Origin of the sequence: Nostoc sp. FACHB-888 (assembly GCF_014696655.1) — a bacterium.
Classification (GTDB): domain Bacteria; phylum Cyanobacteriota; class Cyanobacteriia; order Cyanobacteriales; family Nostocaceae; genus Nostoc.
Window position 1 is genome coordinate 20,925 of the sequence record NZ_JACJQM010000058.1, and the last position, 14,482, is coordinate 35,406.

Genomic DNA, 14,482 nt, shown 5'->3' on the forward strand with positions numbered 1-14,482 from the left:
AAATATCAAAAATGGCGATATTCATCCCAAGCCACGGGGAAAGAATAATCTGAAAACGCGGATAAATCATGATTCTCGCTGCGGGTTTCTTCATCGAGAACTTTCACGACTTTGTTATAAATATCTTGTGCTTGTTGCGGGGAATCACCAATGCTGGTTAATCCCAACTTGCCAAACTGTGAAAGGCAACCCATAAGATGAAACACTGTGCCCGTTTCAGTACCACTGTCAAAGTGGAGTCTGTGGTGAGCAATGATATCCATCAAATCATTAGGCAATAATCCCTGATAGCGCTCTTTTTGCAGATTATCTGTGGCAATGTAGTATTTTGGACGACCTTGCTGACTATAAAATAAACCCGTGGAAAGGTCATAGCGACCGTTTGTTAATAATTTCAGGGTCATGAATGGATGAGTTGTACCGCCTTTACGCAGGTTAATTTCGATCGCCTGAATATCCCACTCTTGGTTACCTTTGTCAACGGCGATAAAATCTACGCCAAATCGCTCTAAAGTGCCTTTCTCCGCTAACTTTCTGCCAACTTGTATTCCTAATTGCTGTAATTGCAATCGATACCTTTCATCAGCCGGAAACCGACAACCTAAATAAATCTGACCGTCCGGGCCTCCGAGAATTTGGTCGTGGGTTGAAAGGATTTCTACTTCACCAGTGGGTGTGATTCGTCCTTGAACACTGGGCGATAGCTTAATTTCCCCTTCCAGAAATGCTTCGCTGATTGCCCCCAATTCAGGGATTCTTCCTGAAAAGTTATCCCAAGTCTCAAGCTTTGCTTGAAAGCGCATTGTTGAAAAGCGATCGCTAATTGCTGCTACCCTTTCGGCATGAGTCCCTTTACCTGGTGCTAAATTCTCAATTGGCCTAAGATCCAGCAATGCATTCCCTTCTCCCGAAATGCCTTCGTTGAGTTTTACCACTACCCGTTTTAATGTCGGTTGTCGTTCCCACAAATCACTGGTAGCTTCTGCCAAATCTGTGTGGTTCCAAACTTTTTCGCTGCCATCTGGATGCGGGACTTTGCTTTCGGCGAAGATTTGCCGACTACCACTTTTTGTCCCCCAAATCTGTAAATCTGGTGCGGCAGCATACAGAGGTACACCCAATTTTACAGACAATTCTCCTTCCCAATGCGAAGAGTTGTAGCAGATCATAAATGATTTATCTAGCCTCAAAGCTTGATGAATCCGCTTTAGCAGCCGGGGGCGTTCTAAAATCTTTTGGCTAAGAGGTTTAAGGGAGGAATCGTAAGTAGAAAGTAGCACCAAGCGACTGCGAGCATGAGAAAAAGGAATTCCTGGCAACAGTTGTAAGTAATAATCAATAATACTAGGATGTAGCGGTACTGATGTTACATAAATCAGCCGAGTCCGGGGATTTTGCAACCGAATTAAAGAAAATAGTAATCTTTCTTCATAATGTTCGCAACCCTCGATCTTTCGGAGTTCGCGCTGGTCGAGACTTAGGGAGGGAATAATTAAAATATCCGCTTCACTATTGTCAAATGACTCGCTCGTTTTCCAGCGATCGCTCAGGGTTAATTGTAAGTGGCGAAACTTTTCAACCTGCTCTAACTCGGAAACATTTAGTATTGCCATAACCCCTGCCCTCTAATGATCTCAATGTAGCGCACCACGCAGACTTTTGGACGATTAGTTTGTGGACTAGTTGTCAAATACTTTTGTAAGAAGGTAACTATGCAGATATCAGTCTAAATAAATATTAACATTTAGGAAAAGTGATGGTATAAAAGCAAGGATTTTTACAATTACGAAATGAGTAAATATCAATCTTTATTTTTATTTAGAGAAAATGGCATAGTTCTTAAGACAATAGAGATGCTTATAGGCTAATTCAGTAACTCTTATTATTTTGTTTATTTTACGTCTTAAGGTTGAGTAAAATCCAGCTTGTTTTACCTCTAGAGAGCGATAAACTACAGCAACATAATAGTAAACTTGAAAGCAGATGATAAGGAAAAATCCTTCATCAGACGAGAGTTATGTACTTGTTTTCCGTGGTCAGGTAAATAGTGTGTATGAGGTGCGAGGAGAAATAATGTAAGCCGCGTACAATTGCCAGCAATAAGTACGTTTGGTAAGCATCCGGGGTATAAGCACCTAAAATTGCAAATGGCTAGTGGGAGCCAAAGCAAAAAATAAACCTTGGGTTGAGTTTTCGATCCAAGGTTTACTTTTGAAATGGGGGCAGATTATTCCCTATCACCTCTGGCGTAACCCAAATTACTAAGTACCTAATTACATCCAAAACTCAATTACCAATACAAAACCTATGACTAATTCAGAAGAGCAACAATTACAACCGCCACAGCAGCAAGAAGCACCAGGTGTTGAATCAGAAATGACGCCAAAACCCAAATCAGATGATGCCCAGTATCGGGGTAGTGGCAAGCTACAAGATAAAGTAGCATTGATTACGGGTGCAGATAGTGGTATTGGTCGTGCTGTAGCGATCGCATTTGCTAAAGAAGGTGCAGATGTGGCGATTCTTTACCTCAATGAACACGACGATGCCAAAGAAACAAAACAATTGGTAGAAAAACAAGGGCGTCGTGCAGTAACCATTGCAGGTGATATTGGCAATGAAGCTTTTTGTCAGCAAGCTATCCAACAAACAGTTGGTGAGTTTGGCAAACTCGATATTCTCATCAACAATGCCGCCGAACAACATCCAAAAGAAAGTATCGAAGAAATCACCGAAGAACAACTAGAGCGAACTTTCCGCACTAATATATTCTCGATGTTTTTCATGACTAAAGCTGCACTCAAGCACTTACAAGCAGGCAGTTCTATCATCAATACCACATCGGTAACAGCTTATAAAGGTAGCCCACAATTACTAGATTATTCCTCTACAAAAGGTGCGATCGTTGCTTTTACTCGCTCCTTATCAAAAAATTTGGTGTCAAAAGGAATTCGCGTTAATGCTGTCGCGCCAGGGCCAATTTGGACACCTTTAATTCCCTCAACTTTTCCTGAAGAGAAAGTTGAAAATTTTGGTAAGCAAGTACCAATGCAACGAGCCGGACAACCTGAAGAAGTTGCTCCTAGCTACGTATATTTAGCCTCTGATGATGGTTCTTATGTCTCTGGACAAGTGTTACATGTCAATGGTGGAGATGTTGTCAATGGTTAAGTGAAATATTTAAGAGTTAGGAGTTATGATTTATAATCGGTATATTCTTTATTTATAACCTTTTAATCCTTAACTCCTAACTCTCAATTTATAACTCTACCCTCATTGTCTTCCATTAGAGGGATGAATTAATATTGAAATATTGATAGTCTATCTAGCAGCAAACATTGAAGAAATAATAACTACGTCTATGGCATCTCCTACACCATTGTATGGCACAGAACTAGTAGATTGTGCTAGAGCAAATGCCAAACAAGGAATTGAAACTGCTGCTTATCAATGTGGCTATGGTCAAGACCTCAACAAATTTGCTAAAGAACTCAGACAAGCTTGTGAAGAAATGAATTTGCAAGTAAAAGAACTCAGTGGATTGATTACTGATCAGGACATGATATTGCAATTAGGTACTGGCGAAATTGTTGCTCCAGACACAGAATCAGAATTGTAAAAATTAGTCATTTGTACTTTATTCTTCACTAATGACAAATGACGAATGAAAAATGACAAATGACTCTTTTCATAACTTTAAAATTACCCTTGCTAAATTGAAGTAAATCAAAACGCCCACGACATCAACTGCTGTGGTAATAAATGGTGCAGACATTAATGCCGGATCTAAACGAAGGTAGCGAAATAGAAATGGCAGTGCTGAACCGGAAATAGAAGCTAAAATAGAAATAGCTACTAAACTAGTGCCGACAGCGATCGCTACTTCTAATCGTCCTTGCAGAAAATAAGCCCAGACAGTAGCAATCGCACCTAACATTCCTCCCAACAATGCCCCTGCGATCGCCTCTCGGCCAATTACCTGTAATGCGCCAAGCGATCGGATTTCATCAGTATTCATCCCCCGAATCACGACTGTAGAAGATTGGGCACCCACGTTACCACCAGTACCAGTCAGCAAAGGGATAAACGCTGTTAGTGTCACCACTTTTGCCAAAAGGTCTTCTTGCGACTTAATAATCGTTCCTGTAATCGTATTGGTTACAAGTAAAACCAATAACCATACAACCCGCTTCCGAGCAATTTCTAGTAAATCCATCTGAAAATAATTGTCACCCCCCGACTGCACACCACCACCCAAGGCATAGATATCTTCGGTGGTTTCTTGTTGCAGAATATCAAACACATCATCCACGGTGACAATACCTACTAGACGCTGTTCTCGATCTACTACAGGCACAGCCAGAAAATCATATCTTTGGATTAATCTGGCAACTTCTTCCTGATCTGTATCAGTGTGGACAAACACCACATCACGGGTCATAATTTCGCCAATAATTTGCTCAGGCTGAGACGTTACTAACTCCCGCAACGATACAATCCCCGTTAAGCGCCTTGCTGCATCCATGACATAAAGATAATAAATCATCTCACTGGCATTAGCTAAGTTGCGAATTCGCTCTAGGGCTTGAGATACTGTAAAGTTTTCTTTCAGTGAAATTAACTCTAGCGTCATGATTCGCCCAGCAGTATCAGCTTCATAACCCAATAGTTGGGCTGTAGCTTGGCGTTCTGCTGGACTCAGTTGTTCTAGCAGACGATTAACGACTTTTGCCGGTAATTCATCAAATAACCTAGCTCGGTCATCCGGCGACATTTGATCGACAATATCGCGGACTTCCTGACTTTTAAGTTCCTCAATTAAGCGTTCTTGAACACTGTAGTCGAGATATTCATAAACCTCTATAGCCTCATCCTTAGAAAGCAAGCGAAAAGCCAAAGCGTGCATCGCTTCTGGCAAACCCTCAATCGCCTCGGCAATATCCGCAGGCTGCACAGGTACGAGAATAGCTTTTGCCCCCTGCAAGTCTCCTGTTTCTAGGAGCATTTGCAGCTGAGTCCGCACTAAATCTCGCAATTCCCTGCGTGAGACATTCTGGATGGTAGAGTTTAAATTGTTTGTCTCAGTCAAAGTCCACTTTCCTCAGCCAGTTTGAACAAGGTTGCTGCCCTTAGTCTAGGGGAAAGTGGGAATGTGCGGCATTAAACTTGTGATTTTTCTGACTTGGAATAAATTGAAAACTTTTGTAACTTAACTGAATAATCAAGGTTTCGGACGCTGATTGTTTAACAATGATGCGTGAAGGCAGGGGAGGTAAGGGAGGCAAGGGAAAGGGTTTGCAGCTTTTATTACCAATTAGCTTAGTCTCCCACGACTGCAAAAACATCGCTTGTTTGACGATACGCTCCCGCAAGCGCGACGCCATCGTTTTCAAAGCCGTAGGATTTCGAGTTATTAGTCATTGGTACTAATGACCAATGATTACAGCAGTTTTCTTTTGCATGAAGTACAAAGTCACTGGTTTTGAGGCAGGAGGCAGAAGGCAGGAGGAAGAAGAATAATTTGATTTGTGAATCCTTGGTTCTGTACCTCATTTAGTTGCAAAGTGCTGTATGCAATTTGAATCTTGATTAGCTATATAACAAAGATATAAATATAAACTTATGGTCAAAATCAGGTTTTCTGCCGGATATTATAACAAAAATATAAATATAAAATTGCAGTCAAAATGAAGCAGAGATAAATGATAGTTTTTCAAATCTTTAAATAATTAAAAATTTTCTTTATCCAATTTTCATCTAATTAATATTTTTGCAGAGAAAAACATGAGATTATGCGTATGTTAGTAATTGTTACTTACGTATGTTAGTAATCGTTACTGAAAGTTCATCAAAACTTTGATATTGCTTTAAAAAGGTATCTATTAATGTGAATTTTTAAATAAAGTTCCACAAAAAAGATAGACATAAGACCTTTATCTATTGTCCAATGTATAGTTGATTGATTTTAAAAAACTACTTGAAGATAAATATGTAAAATTATACTTTTCAATACTTAAGTATATGTTTGCCTAGTTAGGCATTGGTTCACCTGAACTTCATGTACCTGCACATCAGTGATATTAAAAGCTCTCAAAAGAGGTAATTTATAAGTTTTTATTAAGTTCACTAAACTTAATTTACATCATCAAAAGTTATAAATTTATTGAAAGAAAACAAAGATTTATAAGGACTAATACACCTTAAAGTAATCTTTAGCAATTCTTGTCATATAGATTTTTTATCTAGCTGCTTTTAGGACATATAAAGCAATAAATATACTTCATAGTGTTTTATTTGGAAGTTGATCCGATAGGTAGTGGAGTAGTAAAGCAAATTAGCAAAGGAGTAGACAGCAAAGAAAAGCGTATCAGTAATTAAGTGAGATCACATCAATATCAACAAATACATTTATGTATAACCAAACTTGTTACGCATGGTTTTGAAAAAATCAATCTAAAACTGATTTTTAAACATGAATCATGAAATTAGTTTTAGAACTATTGTGAGGCATATATCCCAATGAATACTTTACAAAAGCAACAGTTATCAACATCTCCAAGTCCAATAATTAGTACTCAATCATCTTTACAGAGTATTGATCAAGCACAACCCAGTATTTCCGCTAGCGCCAGCTTGCTCTCTCAGGGAGATGGACTCAAAGCAGAGTACTACGACAACATCGACTTCACCAACTTGAAGCAAACTCGCACAGATCCGACAGTCAACTTTAACTGGGGTCGTAGTTCTCCAGATTCATCCATCGGTGCAGATACCTTCTCAGCGCGTTGGACAGGTCAAGTGAAAGCCGAGTACAGCGAGACTTACAAGTTCTATACCAGTAGTGATGATGGTGTGCGACTGTGGGTGAATAATCAACTACTCATCGATAAGTTTGTCAATCAATCTGCCACAGAACATACTGGCTCGATCGCACTGGTTGCAGGTCAGAAGTACGATATTAAACTTGAGTACTACGAAAATAAATACAATGCCGTTTCTCAACTGGCTTGGTCAAGTTCCTCTCAAACCAAAGAAATTATTCCTCAGTCTCAACTGTATTCACCAGATATTCAAACCAGTATCACCTTGGGATCATCTTCCACGACAGTTAACGAAGGCGCTGGTAGTGTTACTATAACTTTGCTGAAAACTGGTGATTTAACCACCACATCTTCAATCAAGTATGCAACTATAGGTGGTACTGCCAAAGCAGGAGTTGACTACGGAACTGAAGGTACCGAAAGCGCTGGAACACTTATTTTTGCGCCAGGACAAAGCAGCAGACAGATATCCATTCCGATCAATGACGATTCCTTAGCAGAACCAGAGGAGACCTTTAGTTTTGTCATTGATCAAGCAGAGGGGGCAACACTAGGACTTCAAAGAACTCTTGGAATTACGATTCAAGATAATGACCGCTCTAGCCTAGACTTCACTCAACCAGTAGTTAATGAGGATGACGGTACTGCTACGGTGACAGTTACACGGGGTAACACTATGGGGACTGCTAGTCTAAATTACACAACCGTGGATGGGACTGCGAAAGCTGGTTCTGACTACCAGGCTGTATCTGGAACCTTAGCCTTTGCAGCAGGACAAGCCAGCAAGACCATTGTTATCCCCATTATTAATGACACAGTTGGAGAGGTAAATGAAACATTTACTTTGAAGTTTAGTAACGCCGTTGGAGTGCAGCTAAATAGTCAACAGGCAACTATCAATATTATCGATGATGACATTGGTAACTTTGCTTTAGAGACGGTAGCTGCTGGCTTGAATCTACCCACAGCTTTTGACTGGACATCTGACGGTAACCGGATGTTTATTGCCCAGAAAAATGGGGTAGTGCAAGTCTTAGACAAAGGCACTTTATTATCAACACCATTTATCGATATTTCTGCACAGGTTAATGATACGCGCGATCGCGGTCTTTTAGGCATTGCCGTACATCCAGACTTTGGCAAAGCTACAAACCCCAAAAACTACGTTTACCTGTTATATACCTACGATCCACCAGAAACCGACCCAACCAACCCTAAAAACAATCCCAATAGCAGATTAGACAATCCCGATCAGAATGGGAATCGGACTGCACGGCTAATTAGGGTAGAAGCTGACCGCAAGACTAATTACACTACTGCTATTGCTGGCAGTGAAGTTGTGCTGCTAGGTACTAATGGCACTTGGGAGAATATTAGCCGCCCAGATGGAAATAGCACAAATGTCTCACTTGGCTACGCTCCATCAGGAATTCTCAACAAAGATACTGGTAAGCGGTTTACCAGCTTACAGGATTATCTCAATAATCTCGACAAAGTTCAAAATGTCCAAAATTTTATAGCTAACGATAGTGAATCTCACTCAGTTGGTTCTGTGCGTTTTGGCACTGATGGTTCTCTGTTTGTGAGCTTAGGAGATGGCACTTCTTACAATGGCATAGATTCCCGAGCAATTCGTGTTCAGGATGTCAATAATCTGTCTGGTAAGATCCTGCGGATTGATGCAATTACTGGTCAAGGCTTATCAAGTAATCCTTTCTACAACGGTGATCCTAATAGCAATAGTTCCAAAGTTTATAACTTAGGTTTGCGTAACCCTTTCCGTTTCACAATTGATAAAAACACCAATACCCCCGTAATTGGTGATGTTGGCTTCGATTCTTACGAAGAGATCAATATCGGAAAACCAGGAGCCAACTTTGGCTGGCCGTTCTATGAAGGTGGCCTTGATGCAAATAACAATATGGTCAGCTTAAAACAACCAACCTATTCTAAACTGGATGTAGCGGAAGCCTTCTATAATAGTGGCACAGTTGTAACAGCACCAGCCTACACTTACAAGCATTTTGGTTCTAATGCTATTACTATGGGTGACTTTTACACAGGCAATACTTTCCCATCAATCTATCAAGATGCCTTATTCATTGCTGATTTCAGTCAAGGAACTATCGATGCTTTGAAATTCGATAGTCAGGGCAAATTTGTCTCAGTTAAGCAGTTTGCATCTCAAGCAGACATACCTAATCTGGGGGTGCCTGTACAAATCACCACTGGAAAGGATGGTAATCTTTATTATGCAAACTTGATAGGAGGTGAAATTGCTCGCTTCCGACCTTTTACTAGACAAACTTCATAGAAGGTGAGATTACTCGCTTCCGAACTGTTTAACGTGAGTTCGACAAGTCTTATTTGACCTCTCCCCCAACCCCTCTCCGTGTCGGAGAGGGGAGCAAAATGAATTTTTCATTGCTCCTCCCTCTCCGAAACGGAAAGGGAGGCTGGGAGAGAGAAGTTCATCGAACTCATACCAATTCAAATAATGTTTGCGACACATCAATTATTTGTAAGGGCACAACAATGTTGTGCCCCTACCCATCTGTCGCATTCTTTTTTCAAATTGGTATCACGTTGTTTAGACAACAGTTATCAGTAAACAGTTGTCTGACTGTTCACTGAATTTGGTCAAGATAACTTTGTCAAAAATCCCAATAATTTTTTAGTGTTTGATGTCAGAAGGGTGCGACGATAAGCATCGGCTGCTTTTTTAATCGCTTCGGCTTGAGTGGGATAAGGATGAATTACACTGCTTAACTTACTCAAACCGATCTTATTCACTATTGCCGTAGTTATAACTGATATCATCTCACCTGCATGACTGGCAACAATAGTTGCACCAAGAATTTCATCAGACCCCTTTTTATGGTGGATTTTGAGAAATCCTGATTCTTCACCATCTGCGATCGCTCGGTCTACACTACTAAAAGGTATTTTAATTGTCGTCACCTCAATACCCAATTTTTGCGCCTCGTCTTCGTATAGTCCTACGTGGGCAATTTCTGGGTCAGTATAAGTTACCCACGGCATTACCAGACTACTGAGTTTCGAGCGTCCTAAGCCAAAGGGAGAAAACAGCGTATTTTTAATTACAATCCGCGCCGCAGCATCAGCAGCATGGGTAAACTTCCAGTTCATGCAAATATCACCAGCTGCATAAATTTTGGGATTCGTTGTCTGGAGATAATCATTTACCTTTACACCTTGGTGCTTGTCGTATTCCACCCCTACTGATTCTAAATTTAAACCTTCTACATTTGGCGATCGCCCCGCACCGACTAAAATTTCATCTACTGTCACCGAATCTCGATGACCATTGGAGGAAAAGTAAAGCCGTTTCCCCTCGGTAACAGTTACCACTTCTTCCAACTTAGAATTCAGCACCACGCGAATTCCTTCGCTAATCAAAACCTTTTGCAGAATTTTAGCAGCCTCAACATCTTCTTTATTTAGAAGATGAGAACCGCTATGGAAAAGTATCACCTCAGAACCCAAGCGCCGGAAAGCTTGCGCCAATTCGCAACCAATGGGGCCGCCACCAATCACCGCCAAACGTTCCGGTCGTTGAATTAGGGAAAAAACCGTCTCATTAGTTAAATAACCCGCCTTTTCAATTCCCGGAATCGACAATTGTGCGGCTCTTGCGCCAGTAGCAATTACAGCTTTTTTAAACCGGAGGGTTTTATCGCCAACTTCTACAGTATTTTTATTCGCAAATCGACCGCTACCCAAAAAGACATCGACACCCAACTTTTGAAACCGTTCCGCCGAGTCATTAGGGCTGATACCAGCCCTTATTCGCCGCATCCTTGCCATGACTTTGGGAAAATCAACATCAATATTATGTTGGGGAATATTAACACCCAAGTTTTGAGCATTCCAAATTTCGCCAACAACGCGAGCAGACCGAATAATAGTTTTAGATGGTACGCAACCAACATTTAAGCAATCTCCACCCATGAGATGCTTTTCAATTATCGCCACTTTTAAACCCAAATCTAGACCCGCCGCACCCGCAGCCACCACTAATCCCGCAGTACCAGCACCAATTACCACCAAATCGTAAACATCTGCCGATTGAGGATTAACCCAATTTGGCGGATGGACGTATGACACCAACTTTTGGTTATACTCATCTGTTGGGCGAACTGTAACTCTCTCTAAATCTGAATTGGACATTGGTGGAACCTCATTTGAGAATTGAAAATGCTCAAGCCAACGCCTTTGCGTTCTTCAAAATTAAGAATCCCTATAAATTTAGGCGGCTCAATTTTTTATTTTTAATGCTTATTTAATAACGAATACAGCCTTTGAACTGTTTTGTCCGTCTGGAATTGACAGATACTATTGAAGCTTTTCTGTATAAAGGTTTCAACAATGGTTGAAGGAGGCAGGAGGCAGAAGGTTTTTTCACTTATAGGATTCAAACCCCTCCTGAAAAAGAGCCACCAAATTGAAAATTTGGAGTTCTTGTCTTAAACCCTTGCTCCATTAGGTCGCGGCAGGAAACAGAAGGTTTACACTGAGCGTAGCCGAAGTGCAGTTTTCCTCCAGCAAGAACTGCCCTCTGCCTCCTGCCTTCCTTGATAATTTATCTTTAGCAGAAGGGGTTTGAATTTTTAATTGCTAATTACCTCCTCTTCTAAAGCTTTGCGTGCAATCCGAGTGACATAAACTGTGACAGCGACTGTAGCAATCAAACCCAAAATCCGAATTGCCCATTGTAAAGTCGGGTTGGTGGGTTGAGCTTCAGTACCAATCATGGCAAGATTACCTGCAAGAGAACCAATATAAACGTACATGATGGTTCCGGGAATCATGCCTACAGAGCCGATGAAGTAGTCTTTAAGTGAAACTCCTGTGATACCAAAGGCATAGTTTAATAAGTTGAAAGGAAATATAGGTGAGAGTCGCGTTAACAGGACAATTTTTAATCCTTCTCTACCAACTGCTTGGTCAATGGCGGCAAATTTTTTATTATCTGCGATTTTATCAGCAACCCAGCCCCTTGCTAAATAACGTCCCACAAGGAAAGCACCCGTAGCACCAAGGGTTGCACCGATAAACACGTAGAGAGAACCCCAAACTGCACCAAAAATTACACCCGCTCCCAAGGTGAGAATAGAACCTGGAAAAAAAGCTACGGTAGCGATAATGTAAAGGGCAATAAAAGTGATCGCTCCCACTGTACCAAGGCTATCAATCCACTGCAAGGCATCCCGTAAAATTGCTTGGGGATTAAAAGAATTTGAATTTGCAGATTCTTGTGCTACAGCCGGGTCTGTGTTTAATATGAAAATGCTCGCCAATGCCAGCAAGATTAATACACTTAGGTTAAAAAACTTATGCAATTTTCTGGCATTAATATTTTTAAATATCTGAATGATTGTTAGTTTTGTCATGGTTTATTATTTCTTCTAATGCCACACTTTGAGCTAGAGCTTTTTGAGCAACTTTTGTAATATATACAGTCACAGCAACGGTAGCAATCAACCCAACTACTCGCATTATCCATTGCCAGACTTGAGTTTCTGGAGTAATTGGTTGATCAGACGTGTTAATCATGGCAAGATTACCAGCTAAAGAACCAATATAAACGTACATCACACTACCAGGAATAATGCCAAAGGAACCCAATATATAGTCTTTGAGGGAAACCTGTGTTACGCCAAAAGCGTAATTCAATAAATTGAACGGAAAAAGGGGACAGAGACGAGTTAAAAAGACAATTTTCCATCCCTCTTTAGCAACTGCTAAATCAATTGCTTTAAATTTAGGATGTTTGTCCATTTGTCGAGAAACCCAATCCCGTGAAAGGTAGCGTCCAATGATAAAAGCCAAGATTGCCCCGACTATTGCAGCAATTAGCACATATATTGACCCCCAAAATACTCCAAACAGACAACCGCCTTTGAGCGTTAAGAGAGAACCGGGGATAAATAGTAATGTTGCCAAGTTGTAAATTACTATATAGGCGATAGGCCCTAAAACGCCAAGACTCTCAACCCAAATGACTGATGTCTGTAAAAGTCCCTGAATGTTTAACTGTTTAGCAGCAATTATGAGAGTGGCAATTAGGCAACTTAAGAGTAGTAGTTTGAGTTTGGGATTTAATACAGGCTTCCTCATTTTTATAAGTTTTACCTTCAGAACTTGAAACTTCGTGTTCAGAACTTGAAACTTCGTGTTCAGAACTTGAAACTTCGTGTTCAGAACCTGAAACTTCGTGTTCAGAACTTGAAACTTCGTGTTCAGAACCTGAAACTTCGTGTTCAGAACTTGAAACTTCGTGTTCAGAACCTGAAACTTCGTGTTTAGAACCTGAAACTTCGTGTTTAGAACCTGAAACTTCGTGTTCAGAACTTGAAACTTCGTGTTCAGAACTTAAAACTTCGTGTTTAGAATCTGAAGCTTCGTGTTAAGACCCTTAACACTTCAAATCCGATGCCCCTAAGATATACTAAGCACATGAGAAATAGCTTAAATTCTCTTAAATTTTTCTCGGCAATACCAGCTACAAATTCGTTCAGGTGAAACGCCGAGTAAATAAGCAATAATTACTATTTGATTAAGTAGCGTATTTTTAAACACTCCCTTTCGCAACCATCTACGGGCTGAGGTAACAACTGGTGTAGGGATAATTACAATCCGTCCGATGCGTTTTAAACGACGGATGAGTTCAAAGTCTTCCATGATAGGCAATTCAGGGAAACCGCCAATTTGGTGAAATACTGTTTTTGTTAAAAAAATTGCTTGGTCGCCGTAGGGCATTTGGTAAAAATGCGATCGCAAATTTACACCCAACTCCACCCATCTTAAACTTAAAAGCGACGCATCAATCCGCAAGTTAAATGCACCAGCCACAGTCCCAGGTTGTTGTAGCGCTGTGCGAACCATCTCATCAAATCCAGTCGGTAAACGGGTATCTGCATGAAGAAACAGCAGAATATCTCCTGTCGCGGCTACAGCACCGACATTCATTTGCACACCACGCCCTGGAGACGATGAGATAACTTTGACACCTAAAGACTGAGCTATTTCTATGGTGTCATCTTTGGAGCCACCATCTACTATGATTACTTCTATATTTGTGTTGAGTTGAGTAGTTACAATTGCTTCTTTAATATTCTCTGCTTCATTAAGAGTCGGAATAATAATAGAAATCCTAGCTGCGTCAATATTCTGACTCATGATTGCTTACAATTTAGCTAAAGTTGATGTCATCCTCAAGATAATCCCTATGACAGCTATCACCGTCAACTTGAACCCTATTATTCAACTCACTGACAACCAATTTTATCAACTCTGTCGGGAAAACCCTGAAGTCAAATTTGAACGCAATGCACAGGGAAAACTACTAATAATGTCACCTACAGGCGGAGAGACTGGAAATCGTAATTCAGAAATTTCGGCAGATTTTGTAATTTGGAATCGCCAAACTAAACTAGGAATTTGCTTCGATTCTTCCACCTGCTTTAAACTTCCTAATGGTGCAAACCGTTCTCCTGATGTAGCTTGGATAAGAAAAGAGAGATGGAATGCACTCACCAATACGGTTCAGTTAAGGCTAAAAAGCTGACTATTGACATGAAATTTTGGAGCTTCAGAGCGTTGTCCAGTACCTCTGTGTTTGAGCTTTTTAGAACAAA

General features: G+C 40.6%; 9 protein-coding genes and 1 pseudogene. 4 read left to right on the forward strand and 6 right to left on the reverse strand.

The window, feature by feature from the left end; genetic code table 11:
• Positions 1 to 5 precede the first annotated feature (5 nt).
• Positions 6 to 1,613 carry a peptide ligase PGM1-related protein gene (locus H6G26_RS26145; protein WP_190732649.1) on the reverse strand — a complete coding sequence of 536 codons (1,608 nt, stop codon included), beginning with the start codon at positions 1,611 to 1,613 and terminating at the stop codon, positions 6 to 8.
• 694 nt (positions 1,614 to 2,307) lie between these two features.
• Here H6G26_RS26145 and H6G26_RS26150 point away from each other — a divergent pair.
• Positions 2,308 to 3,171: an SDR family oxidoreductase gene (locus H6G26_RS26150; RefSeq protein WP_190732651.1), complete on the forward strand. Its 864-nt coding sequence runs from the start codon at positions 2,308 to 2,310 to the stop codon at positions 3,169 to 3,171.
• 190 nt (positions 3,172 to 3,361) lie between these two features.
• The gene (locus tag H6G26_RS26155; RefSeq protein ID WP_190732653.1) at positions 3,362 to 3,619 is read left to right on the forward strand and encodes a hypothetical protein; all 258 of its coding nucleotides are present in this window, start codon (positions 3,362 to 3,364) and stop codon (positions 3,617 to 3,619) included.
• A gap of 69 nt (positions 3,620 to 3,688) precedes the next feature.
• On the opposite strand, the gene mgtE is transcribed toward H6G26_RS26155, so the two are convergent.
• Positions 3,689 to 5,089, reverse strand: coding sequence for a magnesium transporter (mgtE, locus tag H6G26_RS26160; RefSeq protein WP_190732655.1), 1,401 nt, complete (start codon positions 5,087 to 5,089; stop codon positions 3,689 to 3,691).
• Between the two features lie 1,430 nt (positions 5,090 to 6,519).
• Here mgtE and H6G26_RS26165 point away from each other — a divergent pair.
• On the forward strand, positions 6,520 to 9,135 hold the full coding sequence (locus H6G26_RS26165; RefSeq protein ID WP_190732657.1) for a Calx-beta domain-containing protein: 2,616 nt from the start codon (positions 6,520 to 6,522) through the stop codon (positions 9,133 to 9,135).
• 326 nt (positions 9,136 to 9,461) lie between these two features.
• On the opposite strand, the gene H6G26_RS26170 is transcribed toward H6G26_RS26165, so the two are convergent.
• The 4 genes from H6G26_RS26170 to H6G26_RS26185 form a co-directional block, all read right to left on the reverse strand.
• Complete coding sequence (locus H6G26_RS26170) at positions 9,462 to 11,012, reverse strand: mercuric reductase (protein ID WP_190732659.1); 1,551 nt, start codon at positions 11,010 to 11,012, stop codon at positions 9,462 to 9,464.
• Between the two features lie 440 nt (positions 11,013 to 11,452).
• Entirely contained in the window at positions 11,453 to 12,235 is a 783-nt protein-coding gene (locus H6G26_RS26175) for a TVP38/TMEM64 family protein (RefSeq protein ID WP_190732661.1), read from the reverse strand.
• Positions 12,204 to 12,962 (reverse strand): TVP38/TMEM64 family protein, encoded by a 759-nt coding sequence (locus tag H6G26_RS26180; protein ID WP_190732663.1) that lies wholly within the window; start codon positions 12,960 to 12,962, stop codon positions 12,204 to 12,206. Before H6G26_RS26180 ends, H6G26_RS26175 begins: the two co-directional genes overlap by 32 nt.
• A gap of 351 nt (positions 12,963 to 13,313) precedes the next feature.
• Positions 13,314 to 14,024 carry a TIGR04283 family arsenosugar biosynthesis glycosyltransferase gene (locus tag H6G26_RS26185; protein ID WP_190732665.1) on the reverse strand — a complete coding sequence of 237 codons (711 nt, stop codon included), beginning with the start codon at positions 14,022 to 14,024 and terminating at the stop codon, positions 13,314 to 13,316.
• Positions 14,025 to 14,073: 49 nt separating this feature from the next.
• Here H6G26_RS26185 and H6G26_RS26190 point away from each other — a divergent pair.
• Positions 14,074 to 14,382, forward strand: a pseudogene (locus tag H6G26_RS26190) (Uma2 family endonuclease); the annotation flags it as partial.
• Positions 14,383 to 14,482: the final 100 nt, after the last annotated feature.

What these genes read in the sequence shown, in the direction of transcription:
- H6G26_RS26145 (WP_190732649.1), bottom strand. Translation starts at nt 1,613, where the DNA reads ATGGCAATACTAAATGTTTCCGAGTTAGAGCAGGTTGAAAAGTTTCGC.
- H6G26_RS26175 (WP_190732661.1), bottom strand. Translation starts at nt 12,235, where the DNA reads ATGACAAAACTAACAATCATTCAGATATTTAAAAATATTAATGCCAGA.
- H6G26_RS26180 (WP_190732663.1), bottom strand. Translation starts at nt 12,962, where the DNA reads ATGAGGAAGCCTGTATTAAATCCCAAACTCAAACTACTACTCTTAAGT.
- H6G26_RS26185 (WP_190732665.1), bottom strand. Translation starts at nt 14,024, where the DNA reads ATGAGTCAGAATATTGACGCAGCTAGGATTTCTATTATTATTCCGACT.
- H6G26_RS26170 (WP_190732659.1), bottom strand. Translation starts at nt 11,012, where the DNA reads ATGTCCAATTCAGATTTAGAGAGAGTTACAGTTCGCCCAACAGATGAG.
- H6G26_RS26165 (WP_190732657.1), top strand. Translation starts at nt 6,520, where the DNA reads ATGAATACTTTACAAAAGCAACAGTTATCAACATCTCCAAGTCCAATA.
- H6G26_RS26155 (WP_190732653.1), top strand. Translation starts at nt 3,362, where the DNA reads ATGGCATCTCCTACACCATTGTATGGCACAGAACTAGTAGATTGTGCT.
- H6G26_RS26150 (WP_190732651.1), top strand. Translation starts at nt 2,308, where the DNA reads ATGACTAATTCAGAAGAGCAACAATTACAACCGCCACAGCAGCAAGAA.